Source organism: Streptomyces sp. NPDC004051 (assembly GCF_053604275.1).
In genome coordinates, this window is sequence record NZ_JBSGHG010000002.1 from 201,428 (window position 1) to 218,190 (window position 16,763).

At 70.4% G+C, this 16,763-nt stretch carries 13 protein-coding genes and 2 pseudogenes; 7 read left to right on the forward strand and 8 right to left on the reverse strand.

Annotated elements, in window-relative coordinates; all coding sequences use genetic code 11:
• Positions 1-15: 15 nt before the first annotated feature.
• Both ACWEQO_RS04470 and ACWEQO_RS04475 read right to left on the reverse strand, forming a co-directional pair.
• Complete coding sequence (locus tag ACWEQO_RS04470) at positions 16-867, reverse strand: ABC transporter permease (protein WP_361453617.1); 852 nt, start codon at positions 865-867, stop codon at positions 16-18.
• Positions 864-1,952: an ATP-binding cassette domain-containing protein gene (locus ACWEQO_RS04475; protein WP_452978786.1), complete on the reverse strand. Its 1,089-nt coding sequence runs from the start codon at positions 1,950-1,952 to the stop codon at positions 864-866. Before ACWEQO_RS04475 ends, ACWEQO_RS04470 begins: the two co-directional genes overlap by 4 nt.
• A gap of 194 nt (positions 1,953-2,146) precedes the next feature.
• Here ACWEQO_RS04475 and ACWEQO_RS04480 point away from each other — a divergent pair, with 194 nt between their 5' ends.
• Positions 2,147-3,127 (forward strand): NAD(P)H-quinone oxidoreductase, encoded by a 981-nt coding sequence (locus tag ACWEQO_RS04480; RefSeq protein ID WP_361453623.1) that lies wholly within the window; start codon positions 2,147-2,149, stop codon positions 3,125-3,127.
• 35 nt (positions 3,128-3,162) lie between these two features.
• On the opposite strand, the gene ACWEQO_RS04485 is transcribed toward ACWEQO_RS04480, so the two are convergent.
• A complete protein-coding gene (locus tag ACWEQO_RS04485) occupies positions 3,163-3,666 on the reverse strand; it encodes a hypothetical protein (RefSeq protein ID WP_361453626.1) in 504 nt (167 codons plus the stop codon).
• Between the two features lie 610 nt (positions 3,667-4,276).
• Between ACWEQO_RS04485 and ACWEQO_RS04490 the strand changes: the two genes are divergently transcribed.
• Positions 4,277-4,819 (forward strand): bacterial proteasome activator family protein, encoded by a 543-nt coding sequence (locus tag ACWEQO_RS04490; protein WP_279334938.1) that lies wholly within the window; start codon positions 4,277-4,279, stop codon positions 4,817-4,819.
• 138 nt (positions 4,820-4,957) lie between these two features.
• Here ACWEQO_RS04490 and ACWEQO_RS04495 read toward each other — a convergent pair whose 3' ends face one another.
• A complete protein-coding gene (locus ACWEQO_RS04495) occupies positions 4,958-6,616 on the reverse strand; it encodes a protein kinase domain-containing protein (protein ID WP_361453630.1) in 1,659 nt (552 codons plus the stop codon).
• Positions 6,617-6,985: 369 nt separating this feature from the next.
• Here ACWEQO_RS04495 and ACWEQO_RS04500 point away from each other — a divergent pair, with 369 nt between their 5' ends.
• The 4 genes from ACWEQO_RS04500 (at position 6,986) to ACWEQO_RS04515 (ending at position 13,033) form a co-directional block, all read left to right on the forward strand.
• Positions 6,986-8,617, forward strand: a complete 1,632-nt coding sequence (locus tag ACWEQO_RS04500) for a protein kinase domain-containing protein (RefSeq protein WP_452978791.1) — start codon at positions 6,986-6,988, stop codon at positions 8,615-8,617.
• Positions 8,618-9,253: 636 nt separating this feature from the next.
• Entirely contained in the window at positions 9,254-10,600 is a 1,347-nt protein-coding gene (gene pdhA / locus ACWEQO_RS04505) for a pyruvate dehydrogenase (acetyl-transferring) E1 component subunit alpha (protein WP_452978794.1), read from the forward strand.
• A gap of 1 nt (position 10,601) precedes the next feature.
• A complete protein-coding gene (locus ACWEQO_RS04510) occupies positions 10,602-11,594 on the forward strand; it encodes an alpha-ketoacid dehydrogenase subunit beta (RefSeq protein WP_361453639.1) in 993 nt (330 codons plus the stop codon).
• 11 nt (positions 11,595-11,605) lie between these two features.
• Positions 11,606-13,033: a dihydrolipoamide acetyltransferase family protein gene (locus ACWEQO_RS04515; RefSeq protein ID WP_452978798.1), complete on the forward strand. Its 1,428-nt coding sequence runs from the start codon at positions 11,606-11,608 to the stop codon at positions 13,031-13,033.
• Positions 13,034-13,112: 79 nt separating this feature from the next.
• Here the strand turns inward: ACWEQO_RS04515 and ACWEQO_RS04520 are convergent.
• The 4 genes and pseudogenes from ACWEQO_RS04520 to ACWEQO_RS04535 form a co-directional block, all read right to left on the reverse strand.
• Positions 13,113-13,723 (reverse strand): annotated as a pseudogene (locus tag ACWEQO_RS04520) (BRO-N domain-containing protein).
• Positions 13,724-13,784: 61 nt separating this feature from the next.
• Positions 13,785-14,795: pseudogene (locus tag ACWEQO_RS04525) on the reverse strand (RNA-guided endonuclease InsQ/TnpB family protein); the annotation flags it as partial.
• Positions 14,796-14,807: 12 nt separating this feature from the next.
• Positions 14,808-15,155: a hypothetical protein gene (locus tag ACWEQO_RS04530; RefSeq protein WP_452978801.1), complete on the reverse strand. Its 348-nt coding sequence runs from the start codon at positions 15,153-15,155 to the stop codon at positions 14,808-14,810.
• 64 nt (positions 15,156-15,219) lie between these two features.
• Positions 15,220-15,657 carry an ATP-binding protein gene (locus ACWEQO_RS04535; protein WP_452978804.1) on the reverse strand — a complete coding sequence of 146 codons (438 nt, stop codon included), beginning with the start codon at positions 15,655-15,657 and terminating at the stop codon, positions 15,220-15,222.
• 222 nt (positions 15,658-15,879) lie between these two features.
• Here ACWEQO_RS04535 and ACWEQO_RS04540 point away from each other — a divergent pair, with 222 nt between their 5' ends.
• Positions 15,880-16,761, forward strand: a complete 882-nt coding sequence (locus tag ACWEQO_RS04540) for a helix-turn-helix domain-containing protein (protein ID WP_452978807.1) — start codon at positions 15,880-15,882, stop codon at positions 16,759-16,761.
• Positions 16,762-16,763: the final 2 nt, after the last annotated feature.

Here is a 16,763-nt window from a genome sequence, read left to right on the forward strand (position 1 = left end):
GTCCGCGGGCCCGTGTCACTTGCGGTTGTAGAGCCGCATCGTGATCGGTCCGAAGACCAGCACGAACAGGGCGGACCACCCCAGTGACCAGGCGACCTCGTCGGCCGGCCAGTCGCCCGCCATCAGCCCGCGCACCGCGGACGCCAGATGCGTGACGGGACTGTTGTTGACGAACGCCTGGAGCCAGCCCGGCATGGTGCGCGGGTCGACGAAGACGTTGGACAGGAAGGTGAGCGGGAAGATCACCATCATGCTGACGCCCATGACCGACTTCTCGGTGCGCAGCATCAGCCCGAACATCGTCCAGATCCACGAGAACGCGAACGCGAAGGCCACCAGCAGGACGATCCCCGCGAGCACACCGGCCACCCCGCCGTCCGGACGGTAGCCGAGGACCATGCCCACGGTGAGCATCACGACCGAGGCGATGGTGTAGCGCAGGGCGTCGCCGAGCAGGTAGCCGACCATCGTCGACGGACGCCAGATCGGCAGGGTGCGGAACCGGTCGAACACACCCTTCTCGATGTCCGTGTTGACCGAGACACCGGTGTACATCGTGATCATCACGACCGACATCACCAGGATGCCGGGCAGCAGGAACTGGATGTACTCCTTCGGCGAGCCGGCCAGCGCCCCGCCGAAGAGGTACGTGTACATCAGCACCATCATGATCGGGAACGCGGTGACGTCGAACAGCTGCTCCGGCACATGCTTGATCTTGAGGATCGCGCGCCAGCCGAAGGTCAGTGAGGCCGACCACGCGCTGGGCCGCGGCGGGCGCTCCTTCGCGACCAGCAGCTCGGCCAGGGAGTCGGTGCGGACCGGGGCGAGTTCCGCGCTCTCGGTGGTCGTCGTCGCGGTGCTCATGCCGCCACCTCGTCCTTCGGGCCGTGGGAGCGGTCGCCCCCGGAGCCCGAGCCGGGACCGGATCCGGGACCAGATCCGGGACCGGATCCGGGGCCCGGGCCCGGTCCGGAGGCGTGGGTGTCATGCCCGGTGAGGGCGAGGAACACCTCGTCCAGGCTGGGCTGGCCGAGCGAGAAGTTGTCGACGGTGATGCCGGCCGCGGCCAGTTCGCTCAGCGCGCGAGCGGCCTGTCCGGCGGCGGTGTCGTGGTGCACGGCCGTCCCCGGGCGGGCGGTGAGCGCCACCGGGTCGGGTTCGAGCTGCACCTGTGCGTCGAGTGTCCGGCGCAGCAGGTCCGCCGCGCGGGGCCGGTGGTCCGGATCGCGCAGCCGCAGATGGACGGAGCCGGCGCCGACGGACGCCTTCAGCTCGCCCTTGGTGCCCTCGGCGATCACCTTCCCGCGGTCGATGACGGCGATCCGGGACGCCAGCTGGTCGGCCTCGTCCAGGTACTGCGTGGTCAGCAGCACGGTGGTGCCCTGGGCGACCACCGCGCGCACGATGTCCCACACCTGGTTGCGGCTGCGCGGGTCCAGACCGGTCGTCGGTTCGTCGAGGAACAGCAGGTCGGGGGTGTTGAGGATGGACGCGGCGATGTCGATGCGCCGCCGCATGCCGCCCGAGTAGTGCTTGACCTGCCTGGCCGCCGCCTCCGTCAGACCGAAGGCCTCCAGAAGCTGGGCGGCACGGGTGCGGGCGGCCGGTTTGCGGTGGCCGAGGAGCCGGGCCAGCAGGATCAGGTTCTCCGCGCCGGTGAGGTCCTCGTCCACGGACGCGTACTGCCCGGTGAGGCTCACCAGGCCGCGCACCGTGTCGGCCTCGCGCACGACGTCGTGACCGAAGACGTGCGCGTCGCCGCCGTCCGGCCGGAGGAGGGTGGCGAGCATTTTCACGGTGGTGGTCTTGCCGGCGCCGTTCGGTCCGAGGACGCCGTACACCGTGCCGGCCGGCACGGCGAGATCGACTCCGTCCACGGCCCGTGTCTCACCGAAGGTCTTGACCAGGCCGGCGGTCTCGATCGCCAGGCCGGACGTCTGCGTGCTCATGCTGGAGGTCCTTCCGCATGCTGGGGCTACGCATGGAGAGACCGTCACCGTCGCGCGAATTCATCGCTCCGGCACATGGTTCTCCCCGGGAACCGGTCCGATGGCGGAACCGCCTCCGCCCGTCGGCCCGGGCCGACCGACCGATGGCGCGCGGACGGCGCGGGTGAAGCGGGCCAGGGAGTAGCGTCGCCCCCATGTATGCGATCACGATTCCCGAACCCGGTGGACCCGAGGCGCTGGTGTGGGAGCAGGTCCCCGATCCCGTCCCCGGCCCGGGCGAGGTGCTCGTCGAGGTGGTGGCCGGTGCCGTCAACCGTGCCGACATCATGCAGCGGCAGGGTTTCTACGACCCCCCGCCCGGCGCCTCCCCCTACCCCGGTCTGGAGTGTTCCGGGCGGATCACCGCACTCGGCCCCGGGGTGACCGGGTGGGCGGTCGGCGACGAGGTCTGCGCGCTGCTCGCCGGCGGCGGCTACGCCCAGCAGGTCGCCGTCCCGGTCGGACAGCTGCTCCCCGTCCCGGAGGGGCTCGACGTCAAGCAGGCGGCGGCGCTCCCGGAGGTCGTCTGCACGGTCTGGTCGAACGTCTTCATGGTGGCCCACCTCCGCCCCGGCGAGACCGTGCTCGTGCACGGCGGGTCCAGCGGCATCGGCACCATGGCCGTCCAGCTCGCCAAGGCCGTCGGCGCCAGGATCGCCGTCACCGCCGGAACCAAGGAGAAGCTGGACCACTGCGCCGAACTGGGTGCCGACATCCTGATCAACTACCGCGAACAGGACTTCGTCGCCGAGCTGAAGGAGGCGACCGGCGGCGCGGGCGCGGACGTCATCCTCGACATCATGGGCGCCAAGTACCTGGACCGCAATGTCCAGGCCCTCGCGGTCAACGGCCGGCTCGCGATCATCGGCCTCCAGGGCGGCGTCAAGGGCGAACTGAACATCGGCGCGCTGCTGAGCAAGCGCGCCGCGATCAGCGCGACGTCACTGCGCGCCCGGCCGCCGGAGGAGAAGGCGGCGATCGTCGCGGCCGTCCGGGACCACGTGTGGCCCCTGATCGCCGACGGCCATGTGCGCCCCGTCGTCGACCGTGAGCTCCCGATGTCGGAGGCGGCCGAGGCCCACCGTGTCGTGGAGGAGAGCGGTCACATCGGCAAGGTGCTGCTGGTCGCGCCGTAGGGCCGCCGGACCACTGGATCCGTGGGCCCGGGGCTTCAGCTGCGCCGGAGTCTCAGGCCCACGAACGCCAGCCCCAGCCCGAGCCCCATGAGGACCAGCCCGCTCCCCAGCGGCAGGATGCGCACCACGGGCTCCGCGCCGGCGGCGGTGTTCGACGCGGGACTCTGCGACGCTCCGGAGGACGGCGGAACGGCCTCCCCCGACTCCGGCGCCCGGCGGGTGGCGCCGACGCCGCCTTCCTCGGGCAGGCGCGTACCGGCTGCGGCATCCGCGGCGCCCGACGCTTCGGGCGGAACACCGATGCCCGCCTCCCGCGGCTTCCCGGCATGCGCGCCGTCTCCGAGGCCGGAGGACTTCGGCACCGCGTTCACCCCGCCGCGGTCGGCCCCGCCTCCGCTGTCGTGCGGTCCGCCGTCGTGTCCGCCCCGCGGACCCGTCTCCCCGGACCTCCCGGGTTCCTCGGGTGTTCCGGGCTCCCCGGGTTTCCTGTGCTCGCCGGTCTTCGCCGTCTCCCCGCTCGGTTCCGTCGTCTCGGGCACCTCCCGTCCCGGCCGCTCCCGCCCTTCGCCCGGCCGGCTCCCGGCCCTGGAGGGTTCGGCGGAGGGCACCGGCGACGGCGCCCCCGCAGACGAGAGGGGCGAGAGCGGCGAGAGCGGAGAGAAAGGCGAGAAGGGTGAGAGCGGTGAGAAAGAGGAGAACGGAGAGAGGGGGGTGAGGGGAGAGAGCGGTGAGAGGGGCGCGGGAGACGGCGAGGGCTCGCGGTGCGGCACATCGGTGTGCTCGTCCGGCGCCTCCTGGTGCCCGGCGACCGCCCTCCCGACCTCCTGGTGGCCGGCGACCTCCCTCTCGGCCCCGAAAGCCGCAGTCGTACCGAAGGGCGCCGGGGCAGGGACGTGCGGCATCACCACCCCCACCCCTGCCGTCACCCCGAGCACGACGCCCGCTCGCAGGGCGACCCCCGCTCCCACTACACGCAGCCATGGAGTCACGACCGTGACCTCCCGCGCCGGGCCGGTGCCCGTTCGCACCGCCGGCTAGATGGGCCGGATGGACTCCCACAGGTTCCCATTCCTTCGCACACCCGGCATTACGGATACCCCCGTCAGGGGGGCCCGGAAGTGTGCGGTGGGCGTGCGAGAGAATGGCCTCATGGAGATGCCGAGGAACGAACGGTCGCCGGACAATCCGCAGGTACTGGTCGTCGGCCAGGACGGCATGGCGCTCGGTGGCGGCACCGGGGACGAGGACTCCCGCGAGGTTCCGGTGACGGAGCAGGTGGAGCAGCCCGCGAAGGTCATGCGGATCGGCAGCATGATCAAGCAGTTGCTGGAGGAGGTGCGCGCGGCTCCTCTGGACGAGGCCAGCCGGGCGCGGCTCAAGGAGATCCACGCCAGCTCGGTGAAGGAGCTGGAGGACGGGCTCGCGCCGCAGCTGGTCGAGGAGCTGGAGCGGCTCTCCCTGCCCTTCACGGACGAGGCGACCCCGAGCGACGCCGAACTGCGGATCGCGCAGGCCCAGCTGGTGGGCTGGCTGGAAGGCCTCTTCCACGGCATCCAGACCACGCTCTTCGCCCAGCAGATGGCCGCGCGTGCCCAGCTGGAGCAGATGCGCCGCGCCCTCCCGCCGGGCATGGGCGACGGCGGCCAGGAGGAACCCCCGATGGGCGGCCGCGTGGGCGGCCCGTACCTGTAAGCGTCCCGGCGCGGTCCACGAATCCCGCGGTGCACGAACACGAAGGGGTCCGGCCCGGAGGCCGGGCCCCTTTCACCTGTTCCGCTTGTTCCGCCTTGTTCCTCCTGGGCCGCGCCCGGGGGGCGCCCGGGGGCCCGGTCAGGCGGACGGTGGGTTGCCCGTGGAGACGTAGAGCTGGATCTTGGGCATGTCCTCGGGGTCGACGGCCGTGCCGGCGGCGGGGAACTGGTTCATGACCGTCCCCTCGCCGTAGGTGTTCTCGTTGACGTCGCGCACGTCCAGGTCCCAGCCGGCTTGCTGGAAGCACTCCTTGACCGACTTGATGTACTTGAACTTCAGCTTCGGGATCTCGATCTTGTCGGGGTCGTTGTACGACTCCTTCGGCTCCGTGCACTCGTCCGGGTCGATCGTCCTGGACGGGTCGGGTCCCCGGTGGCCGGCCGCCTTCTCGACGGACGCGGACGCCGACGGCGAACTGCCCCCGCCGCCCTGGTCGTCGCCGTTCCCCCCGCCGTTGGACAGCAGTGCCGCGACCAGGCCGCCGACGGCGAGCACGGACACGGCGATCGATCCGATGATCACCGGCTTGTTGTTCCTGCCGCGGCCCGCACCGCCCGGAGCCGGGTTCTGGGGTGTCAGGTCGTACGGCGGCGGGGTCGACGGGCCGCTCTGCTGCGGGGCGTACGGCGACGGGTGGGGCGTCTGGTAGCCGCCCTGCTGCGGATAGCCGTACCCCGCAGAAGGAGCGGGGGCCGGAGTGCCGTACGGGTTCGGGTGCGGGGCCGGCTGGTACGGCGTCCGGACGCTGCCCTGGACCCCCGGCGCCGACGATTGGTCGACCGGCGGGAACACCGCGGAGCCGACGCCCGAGCCGCTCTGTCCGGGGGTGCCGGGGACGATGTTCGGCGGGGCCGCCTGGAAGGACTGGCTCACCCGCAGGCACTCGCCGCGCATGGCCTCGGCGCTGGGGAAGCGCTCGTTCGGATTCTTCTTCAGCGCGCGGGCGATCAGCGCGTCGACGGCCGGGGGCAGCGCGCGGTTGACCGAGGAGGCGATCGGTGGCTCCTCCTGCACGTGCGCGTAGGCGATGGCCAGCGGCGAGTCCGCGTCGAACGGGAGCCGCCCGGTGACCAGTTGGAAGAGCATGATGCCGACCGAGTACAGGTCGGAGCGCGCGTCGACGCCCCGGCCGAGCGCCTGCTCCGGCGAGAGGTACTGCGGGGTGCCGACGACCATGCCGGTCTGCGTCATCGACGTCACGCCGGACTGCATGGCGCGGGCGATGCCGAAGTCCATCACCTTGACCACGCCGCGCTTGGTCATCATCACGTTGCCCGGCTTGATGTCCCGGTGGACCAGGCCCTTCTCGTGGCTGATCTCCAGGGCGGCCAGCACGTCGGCGGTGATCTTCAGCGCCTTGTCGGCGGGCATCGCGCCCTGCTGCCGTACGTCCTCGTCGAGCAAGGAGCCGAGCGGGCGGCCCTCGACGTACTCCATGACGATGTACGGCGTCGTCACGGAGTCCACCTCGTCCTCGCCGGTGTCGAAGACCGAGACGATGTTGGTGTGCGTGAGCTTCGCCACGGCCTGGGCCTCGCGGCGGAAGCGTTCGCGGAAGGCCTGCTCCCGGCCGAGTTCCGTGTGCAAGGTCTTGATGGCGACCTGGCGGTCGAGCACGCTGTCGTACGCCAGGTGGACCGAGGCCATGCCGCCCTGGCCGAGCAGGTCCCGCAGCTGGTAGCGGCCGCCGGCGAGCGCCCGCCCCGAGTTCTGGCCCTGTGCGCCGTCCTGGCTCATGTTTCCGCGTCCCCCGTAGCCTCTCCGGCGTTGCCGTCGGCGACCGATGCCCTGTAGACCGAAGTAGATCGAATGCGCTATTCCCGGCCAAGTCTGCCGCAGGCCACTGACACGTCAAGCAGGGGGCCCGTTCCGTGACGGTACGGAAAAGAAGCGTCGCGGAAGCGTTACCGGGGACGTGTGGCCGAAGCGACGCCTGACACACAGAATTTGCATGACGATACGGAGAGCGGGTTTCATGGCCGGTCCGTCTCGTGCTGGTCCTGGCAACCCGTCTCGGACCGGAGGCCCCCGCAGAGGCTGTAGCGTGGCCGACGGAGACCGTGACAACACCGCGCGCACCGCGGGCAGAAACGACGGCGAGGACCGATGGCACAGCAGCAGCGCGCTCAGGGCCCGTCCGACCCCGAGGCGACTGGCGGCGGAATGTCGGACGCGCCGGACAGCTGGGGTAACGGCGGGCTCATCGGCGACGGCCGTTACCGGCTGACGCACCGACTAGGCCGGGGCGGCATGGCCGAGGTGTTCGCCGCCGAGGACGTGCGCCTCGGGCGTACGGTCGCGGTCAAACTGATGCGTGCCGACCTCGCCGAGGACCCGATCGCCAAAGCGCGCTTCACGCGCGAGGCGCAGTCGGTGGCCGGGCTCAACCACCATGCGATCGTCGCCGTGTACGACTCCGGCGAGGACACGGTGGGCGGCCAGGCCGTGCCGTACATCGTCATGGAGATCGTCGAGGGCCGCACGATCCGCGATCTCCTGCTCAACGCCGAGGCGCCCGGCCCAGAACAGGCGCTGATCATCGTCTCCGGTGTGCTGGAGGCGCTGGCCTACTCGCACCAGCACGGCATCGTGCACCGTGACATCAAGCCCGCCAACGTCATCATCACCCACAACGGCGCCGTGAAGGTGATGGACTTCGGCATCGCCCGCGCCATGCACGGCGCGTCCACGACGATGACGCAGACCGGCATGGTCATGGGCACCCCGCAGTACCTCTCGCCGGAGCAGGCGCTCGGCAAGGCCGTCGACCACCGGTCCGACCTGTACGCGACCGGCTGCATGCTGTACGAACTCCTGGCGCTGCGGCCCCCGTTCACCGGTGAGACGCCGCTGTCCGTGGTCTACCAGCACGTCCAGGACATCCCCACGCCCCCGTCGGAGGTCTCGGACGCCAGCCCGCCGGAGCTGGACGGGCTCGTCATGCGCTCACTCGCCAAGGAGCCGGACGACCGGTTCCAGACGGCCGAGGAGATGCGCGGGCTGGTCCAGTACGGGCTGCAGATGCTCTACGACCAGGGCGGCCACACCGGCACCTGGAACACCGGCGTGGTCGACATGCACGACGGCCGGCACACCCCGTCGGCCGGTTTCGCCGGCACGACGGCGATGCCGCACCCGGACACCACCGGCACCGCGGCCATCCCGCAGCCGATCCTGCCCAACCGGTACGGGAGCGGGGACGACGGCGGCTTCGAGGGCGGCGGCAACCGGGGCAGCGGCCGCGGCAAGCTGTGGATCCTCGCGGTGCTCGCGGTGATCGCCATCACGGCTGGGGTCGCCCTGGCGTTGAACGGCGACGACTCGGGCAAGGGCGGAAAGAAGCCGGTCGAGTCCCCGAGCTCCTCGCAGTCCAGCGAGGAGAAGGAGAAGAAGCCCAGCGAGTCGCCGAGCGACGACGCCCCCGAGGAGCCGCAGGCGCCGGGCAACACGGACACCGGCACCGGCAACGGCTACGGCAACGGCAACGGGTCCGGCGGCAACAACAACTGGCCCCCGTCGTACCCCCAGTCCCCGACGCCGTCGGACGACCAGTCGCAGCCCGAGGACCCGACGAACGACCCGACGAACGACCCGACCACGCCGACGGAAGACCCGACGAACGAGCAGCCGCCGCCCCAGACGGACCCGGACCCGGAGACGGGCGGCGCGGACGGCGGCCCGGTCAACGGCGGCGCGGACGGTGGCGGCGGAGAAGCCGGCGCCGTGACCGGCGGCTGACCGAGGGCTGACCGGCGGCTGACCAGGGGCGGGCCTCGTGCCCGCCCCGTCCCGTTCCGCCTCGCCCCACCCCGGCCGAGCGGGCCGAACGGGTGGACACCGCCGCGCCCGCCCCGCGCGGCGGACGCCGGTCGGCGTGCCGCTGCGCCCAGTGGGGGAGCGCGTGAGGCGCGCAAGCGGGCCCCGTGAGCGTGACACCCCGCCGGACGACCGGCCCTCACGCACCCTGTGAGCTGGGAATTGTCCCACTCTGTACTTATTGGTCGCATTACCTGCTCATTCTGGAGCGGGGCGCGACACTCAACCCTTCCCGAGCCCGGGGTCCCCGGGATAACGTGCCGTTGCTCCGGCCTCCTGCAAGGCTGTGACCAGCGCGCCTTCCCGACCTTTCCGATTTACTTGGAAATCCAAGCAAAATCCCAGGTCAGGGAGGGTTTCACAGAAATGTGGCGCACTGGGTAACGTGCTTGTTGCAGGTCGCTCGCCGGGGCGCCTGTCACGCCTGTTCCCGGCCGAGCGGCACCCACCCCGTGCCCGTGGTCGAGAAGAGGTGAGCCTCCCCCAGGCCTTGACGAGCTGGAGGAGGACCCCAGACCTACCGGCAACCCCGGGGGTCGGACCGACGGAGGAGCACACGTGACCGTGGAGAGCACTGCCGCGCACGCACCGCGACGCAGCGCCGGAAGCAACGCCGGCGCCACCGGCACCAAACGCACCACCAGCACCACTGGAAAGAAGACCGCCGCGGCCAAGAAGGCCACCACGGCCAAGAAGCCCGCCACCACGGCCAAGAAGCCCGCCACCACGGCCAAGAAGCCCGCTACCACGGCCAGGAAGCCCGCTACCACGGCCAGGAAGGCCACCGCCGCCAAGAAGGCCGGCGGCGCGGTGAAGAGTGCCGAGCCCCACCTCGTGCAACTGCTGACGCCCGAGGGCGAGCGCGTCGAGAACGCCGAGTTCGACCAGTACGTCGAGGGCATCACCGCCGAGGACCTCCGCGGCCTGTACCGCGACATGGTGCTCACCCGCCGCTTCGACGCCGAGGCGACCTCGCTGCAGCGCCAGGGCGAGCTGGGCCTGTGGGCCTCGCTGCTGGGCCAGGAGGCGGCGCAGATCGGCTCCGGCCGGGCGCTGCGCGACGACGACTACGTCTTCCCCACCTACCGGGAGCACGGCGTCGCCTGGTGCCGGGGGGTGGACCCGACCAACCTGCTCGGCATGTTCCGCGGCGTCAACAACGGCGGCTGGGACCCGAACGGCAACAACTTCCACCTGTACACGATCGTCATCGGCTCCCAGGCGCTGCACGCCACGGGCTACGCGATGGGCGTCGCCAAGGACGGCGCGGACAGCGCGGTGATCGCCTACTTCGGCGACGGCGCCTCCAGCCAGGGCGACGTGGCCGAGGCGTTCACCTTCTCCGCGGTCTACAACGCCCCGGTGGTGTTCTTCTGCCAGAACAACCAGTGGGCGATCTCCGAGCCGACCGAGAAGCAGTCCCGCGTCCCGCTGTACCAGCGCGCGCAGGGCTTCGGCTTCCCGGGCGTGCGGGTGGACGGCAACGACGTGCTGGCGAGCCTCGCCGTCACCCGGTGGGCCCTGGAGCGGGCCCGCGGCGGTGAGGGGCCGACGCTGATCGAGGCGTTCACCTACCGCATGGGCGCCCACACCACCTCCGACGACCCCACCCGCTACCGTCACGACGACGAGCGGGTCGCCTGGGAGGCCAAGGACCCGATCCTGCGCCTTCGCCGCCACCTGGAGTCCGCACACCACACGGACGAGGGATTCTTCGCGGAACTGGAGAGCGAGAGCGAGACGTTGGGCAAACGAGTGCGCGAAGCGGTCCGCGCCATGCCGGACCCGGACCACTTCGCCATCTTCGAGAACGTGTACGCGGACGGCCACGCCCTCGTCGACGAGGAGCGGGCGCAGTTCGCCGCCTACCAGGCATCGTTCGACGACACGGACGGGGGGAAGTGACATGGCGGAGACCATGACATCCAAGAACATGGCCCTGGCCAAGGCGATCAACGAGTCGCTGCGCCGTGCCCTGGACACCGACCCCAAGGTCCTCGTCATGGGGGAGGACGTCGGCAAGCTCGGCGGCGTGTTCCGGGTGACGGACGGGCTGCAGAAGGACTTCGGCGAGAGCCGCGTCATCGACACCCCGCTCGCCGAGTCGGGCATCGTCGGCACGGCGATCGGCCTCGCCCTGCGCGGCTACCGCCCGGTGGTCGAGATCCAGTTCGACGGTTTCGTCTTCCCGGCGTACGACCAGATCGTCACGCAGCTGGCGAAGATGCACGCCCGTTCGCTGGGCAAGGTGAAGCTCCCGGTCGTGGTGCGCATCCCCTACGGCGGCGGCATCGGCGCGGTCGAGCACCACTCCGAGTCCCCCGAGTCGCTCTTCGCCCACGTGGCGGGCCTGAAGGTGGTCTCCCCGTCCAACGCGTCGGACGCGTACTGGATGATGCAGCAGGCCATCCAGAGCGACGACCCGGTGATCTTCTTCGAGCCCAAGCGGCGCTACTGGGACAAGGCCGAGGTCAACACCGAGGCGATCCCCGGACCGCTGCACACCGCGCGCGTGGTCCGCGGGGGCACCGACCTGACGCTGGCGGCCTACGGGCCGATGGTGAAGCTCTGCCAGGAGGTCGCGGACGCCGCCGCCGAGGAGGGCCGCTCCCTGGAGGTGCTGGACCTGCGCTCGGTCTCCCCGCTCGACTTCGACTCGATCCAGGCGTCGGTGGAGAAGACCCGCCGTCTGGTCGTCGTCCACGAGGCGCCGGTGTTCTTCGGTTCGGGCGCGGAGATCGCAGCGCGGATCACGGAGCGCTGCTTCTACCACCTGGAGGCCCCGGTCCTGCGGGTGGGCGGCTACCACGCCCCGTACCCGCCGGCCCGCCTGGAGGAGTCCTACCTCCCGGACCTGGACCGGGTGCTGGACGCCGTCGACCGCTCGCTGGCGTACTGAGGGAGAGGGTCGTGACGACGATGACGAACGCGTCCGTACGCGAGTTCAAGATGCCGGACGTGGGCGAGGGCCTCACCGAGGCCGAGATCCTCAAGTGGTACGTCCAGCCCGGTGACACGGTCACCGACGGGCAGGTGGTGTGCGAGGTCGAGACGGCGAAGGCCGCCGTCGAACTCCCCATCCCCTACACCGGCGTGGTGAGCGAGCTGCACTTCCCCGAGGGCACCACGGTGGACGTGGGCACGTCCATCATCGCGGTGGACGTCTCGGGCGGCGCGGCGCCGGCGGTGGAGGCACCCGCCCCGGCCGCCGAGCCGGAGCAGGCGCCAAAGGAGCCGGCGGCCGGGCCCCCGGCCCGTCAGCCGGTCCTGGTCGGCTACGGCGTGGCGACGTCCTCGACGCGCCGCCGCCCGCGCAAGACGGCTCCGGACACCGCCGCCGCCCACGCCCAGCAGGAGGCGGCACCCGTCCAGACGGAACTGAACGGCTACGGCGCCCCTGCCGCTCCTCGGGAACGCCCGCTGGCCAAGCCGCCGGTGCGCAAGCTGGCGAAGGACCTCGGCGTCGACCTGACGACGGTCATCCCGACCGGTCCGGACGGCATCATCACCCGCGAGGACGTCCATGCGGCGGTGGCCGCGGCCCCGGCACCCGCGGTCCCGGCCTTCGAGGCCCCGGCTCTCACCCCGGCCGCCCCGGTCCCGGTCCCGGCCCCGGCTCCGGTGTCGTACGACACGGCGCGCGAGACCCGTATCCCGGTCAAGGGCGTCCGCAAGGCGACGGCGGCCGCGATGGTCGGCTCGGCGTTCACCGCACCGCATGTCACGGAGTTCGTGACGGTCGACGTGACGCGCACGATGAAGCTGGTCGAGGAGCTCAAGCAGGACAAGGAGTTCACCGGCCTGCGGGTGAACCCCCTGCTGCTGATCGCCAAGGCCCTGCTGGTCGCGGTCAGACGCAACCCCGAGGTCAACGCCTCGTGGGACGAGGCGGCCCAGGAGATCGTGGTCAAGCACTACGTCAACCTGGGCATCGCGGCGGCCACTCCGCGCGGCCTGATCGTCCCGAACGTCAAGGACGCCCACGCCAAGACGCTGCCGCAGCTCGCCGAGTCCCTGGGCGAGCTGGTGTCCACGGCCAGGGAGGGCAGGACCTCCCCGTCCGCGATGCAGAACGGCACGGTGACGATCACCAACGTCGGCGTCTTCGGCGTCGACACGGGCACGCCGATCCTCAACCCCGGTGAGTCCGCGATCCTCGCCGTCGGCACGATCAAGCTCCAGCCGTGGGTCCACAAGGGCAAGGTGAAGCCCCGCCAGGTCACCACCCTCGCCCTGAGCTTCGACCACCGCCTGATCGACGGCGAACTCGGCTCCAAGTTCCTGGCCGACGTGGCCGCGATCCTGGAACAGCCGAAACGGTTGATCAGCTGGGCGTGACGCCCACGAACCACTAGGTTCACCACAGGAGGGGCGCCGCAACTTCGGATTGCGACGCCCCTCCTGCCGTACCGCTCCCTCAGACCTGATGGAGCACGTACACCGGAGCCCCGTCCCCGGTCCCGCCCCGCGAGCGAATGCAGGCGTGCTTGCGCAACAGCCGGAGGCACTCGTTGACGCGCCGCACGGAAAGCCCCGTACGGGAGGCGCCTCGGCGATCTGCTCCGGCATGGCGTAGGCGATGGGTGCACCGGGTTCGGCGGACTGCACCTCGGCCTCCGTCAGGGTGCAGTGCCCTTCCTGCTGCACTGCCTCGATCACCTCGGCCACCCACTGTTTGAAGGGTGTGCAGGCTGGCTTCGTGCAGGCGTTGACGAGCAGGATCAGACCTTGCAGATCGATGAGCTGAAGGTCTCGGCGTCAGCTCCGACCAGCGGGAATGCTGAGACAGTGACTTCCAGTCACTGTCTCGAGATTGTCTCGATGGTCCTCCGGAACATGGTCGAGGAGCGCCTTGCGGGGAGTGGCGTACCCCAGCGACTTGCAGACATCCACCGCTGGGAACCAGTGGCTTCCGTTCGGCATGGTCAGCCGCCGGCCCCGTTCTCCGGTCGCTGCGTAGACGAAGTCGCTGATGTCGATGGACCCGGTCCGTTCTGCGGAGCCGGGCTGCTTGCTGGGTTCGTTCATGCGAACCACCTCCGCTGCGGAACTTGAAGTGTTCTCCCGGCTGAAGCCGGGAGATTCCCTCCTACCTTGCGGTGGCGGGCTTGACGCCGCGAGGGCGCCTGACGACTGCCCTTCCGGCAGCCGGGACGAGCGCGTGGCCCATCCGGTACAGGTGCAGGACGTTGCGTGCAGCGTTGTGGTCGGCGTTGTCGGACCAGCCGCAGCCTTCGTTCTTGCACACGAACACGGCCTGGGACTCCCGGCTGCCCGGCGTGGTGAAGCCGCACATCGAGCAGCGCCGGGATGTGCCGGGAGCGGGAACCTTGTGCAGGGTGCCGCCGTGGCGGGCCGCCTTGTACGTCAGCATCGTCACGGTGCGTCCCCACGCCTCCTGGCTGATGGAGCGGTTGAGGCCGGACTTCTGGGCGATGTTCTTCCCCGGGTTCTCGATGGTGCCTCTGGCACTCTTGACCATGTTCGGGATGTCCAGTTTCTCCACCACGATCACGCCGTAGGTGCGGGCGAGTTCGGCGGTGGTCCGGTGCTGCCAGTCACTCGCCCGGCGCTTGGCTGTCGCGCGGAGGCTCGCAATCTGGTCGTAGGTCCGCTTCAGCCGGTTGGAGGTCTTCTGGCCCGGCTTGCGGAAGCTCTTGCGGTGCGCGGCCCGCTGCTCCAGGCGGAGCAGCTTGGCCTTCTCGTCGGGGTTCAGCCACTTGTCCCGGTCGGCCGTGCCGTTCGGGAGCCGCGCGGGGCGGCCGTGGTCCTGGTGGTTGCCGTCCGAGAGGGCGAGGGGCAGGTTCACCCCGGCGTCGATGCCGACCTCCGGCCCCTGGTGGGGTTCGGGCCTGGGCTCCAGGGTCTGGACGCGGAAGGCGGTGTGCCAGCCGAGCGCGTCTTTGACCAGCCGGGCGCCGGTGATCCTGTTGTCCGTGTCGGCGTCTTTCCCGACGGGGAGGTCTTTGGTCCAGCGGAAGCGGACGCGGCCGACCTTCGGAATGTTGACCATGCCCCAGCGGCGGTGCACGCGCTTGACCTGCAGGTCGCGGCCCTGCGGGACGTCCACGCTCATCACCGACCGGAAGCGGGCCTTGAAGTATCGTGTAGCTCACGAGGCTTCCGCCCCCATGACGAGGGTGTTGATCTCCGCCTGGGTGGCCGTGGGACCGTCAGTGAGGCGTGCGTGCAGGGATACGGCCGCATCGGCGAAGTCGATTGCCTGCTCGCGCGCGTCCTTGTGCGGCGCGGCGTCGGCGAGGGCCTGGGTCCACCAGTGGTTCAGGAAGGCGTCAAAGCCGTCGGCGTCACCCAGCGCGCCCAACTCCGTGTAGAACTCGGCGCGACGATCAATGCGGAGCACCGCACCGATCCCGTCCACGGTGCGGGGAACGGCCTCGCCGGTGAACCCGGTGGCCTCCCGTGCCTCTGTGACCGCTTCCCACCACTCGGCCGCCATCTGCTCCTCCTTCTTCCGTGGGGTCACCGTACTGCGGCAGCGCGTCGGCAGACGGCCGGACGGGCTACGCATCAGCCCTCCGGGGCATGGTGATTTCCACCCACACCGTCTTGCCCACGGTCAGGTGCTCCACGGCCCACCTGTCGGCCAGGGCGCGGACGATGAGGAGGCCGCGCCTGAACTGGGCGTCGGCATCGGCCGGCTGGTCCTGCGGCAGGCGCTCGCCCTTCGGGTCCGTGACGGCGATACGCAGCGCGGCACCGGCGAGGGAGGTCTCCACCCGGAACAGACGGTCCTGCAGACACCCGTGCAGCAAGGCGTTCGTGCACAACTCGCTTGCCACCAGCGCCGCGTCCCCGGCGGCTCCGGGGTGCCCCCAGTCGACGACGAGCTGTGCGACGTGCCTGCGGGCGCGGGGGATGTTCTGGGGGTAGGGCGTGTAACTGGCCGTGTCGTAGCGGTCGTAGCTCTTGGGGAACGGGGATGGGCAGGAATCAGTCACGGGATGCGCCTCCTTGTGCGAGTCGGCGGTGGCTCCGCCGTGCGGGTGTGGGCGCACGGTGCACTGCCGCCGACATCGCCCTGAGCGAGCGGGAAGGTGCTGACAGTAGCGTTCATGGTGATGGGGCATCAAGTTTGAGGACATAGAATTCTACTCGAACGTGCTTGCTCTCTGTGTGGAGGCCGCACAGACTGTCACCAACTCAGTGGGAGGGAAGGTGAGATGGCAGGTAGGAACCCAGACCGCGGCATCACGGTCTCGACGGTTTTGGCACGTCGGCTGGGCGGTGAGCTGCTGCGTATGCGTGAGGCGCGCGGGATGCGCCAGTCCCATGCGGCCGAGGCGTTGTCGGCCTCCGTGGCCAAGGTGGCCAAGATGGAGCGTGGCGGAGTGCCGATGCGGGACCCGGACATTCGCGCGTTGTGTCACCTGTACAGCGAGACCGACGAGGCAGTGCTCGAGAAACTCCTGCAGCTTGCGCGTACGGACCGCGAAAGGCGCAAGGCTCCTGGCTGGTGGAATCAATACCCCCAGCTTCCGGCGATGGTCGAGTACGTGGCCCTGGAGGACATCGCCACCAGCATTCGTACCTGGCAGCTCGCCTTCATCCCGGGGCTGTTGCAGACGCCTGACTACGCGCGGGCGGTAGCGGTCGGCGCCGGTTCGTGGGAGGACCCGGATGAAATCGAGCCGTTCGTGAAAGCCCGGCTGGCTCGGCAGGCGCGGCTGCGATCGGAACGCCCGCTGGAGTTGTGGGCCGTGATACACGAAGGGGCGTTGCGTCAACTCGTTGGGGGCCGTGACGTGATGCGGGACCAGTTGGGGCATCTGCTGGACATGGCCCGCACCGACATCGTGAAGGTACAGGTGGTGCCCTCGCTGGCGGGTGCCAATCCGGGCATGATCGGGGCGTTCAGCCTCGTCTCGTTTGCTGAACCCGGCGCGCTGGACGTCGTACACATGGACGTACCTTCTTCTACCCTCTGGTTGGAGAGCGAGGAGGACGCCGCCAGGCACCGACGCATCTTCGACCGCGTCGCGCGGGTGGGACTGGCGGAGCGCAATGCCCTCGACCTGATGGAAACCATTCGCAAGGAGATGTAGGC

Coding starts and splice junctions, on each gene's coding strand:
- ACWEQO_RS04470 (WP_361453617.1), bottom strand. CDS start 867: ATGAGCACCGCGACGACGACCACCGAGAGCGCGGAACTCGCCCCGGTC.
- ACWEQO_RS04475 (WP_452978786.1), bottom strand. CDS start 1,952: ATGAGCACGCAGACGTCCGGCCTGGCGATCGAGACCGCCGGCCTGGTC.
- ACWEQO_RS04480 (WP_361453623.1), top strand. CDS start 2,147: ATGTATGCGATCACGATTCCCGAACCCGGTGGACCCGAGGCGCTGGTG.
- ACWEQO_RS04490 (WP_279334938.1), top strand. CDS start 4,277: ATGGAGATGCCGAGGAACGAACGGTCGCCGGACAATCCGCAGGTACTG.
- ACWEQO_RS04495 (WP_361453630.1), bottom strand. CDS start 6,616: ATGAGCCAGGACGGCGCACAGGGCCAGAACTCGGGGCGGGCGCTCGCC.
- ACWEQO_RS04500 (WP_452978791.1), top strand. CDS start 6,986: ATGGCACAGCAGCAGCGCGCTCAGGGCCCGTCCGACCCCGAGGCGACT.
- ACWEQO_RS04510 (WP_361453639.1), top strand. CDS start 10,602: ATGGCGGAGACCATGACATCCAAGAACATGGCCCTGGCCAAGGCGATC.
- ACWEQO_RS04530 (WP_452978801.1), bottom strand. CDS start 15,155: ATGGCGGCCGAGTGGTGGGAAGCGGTCACAGAGGCACGGGAGGCCACC.
- ACWEQO_RS04540 (WP_452978807.1), top strand. CDS start 15,880: ATGGCAGGTAGGAACCCAGACCGCGGCATCACGGTCTCGACGGTTTTG.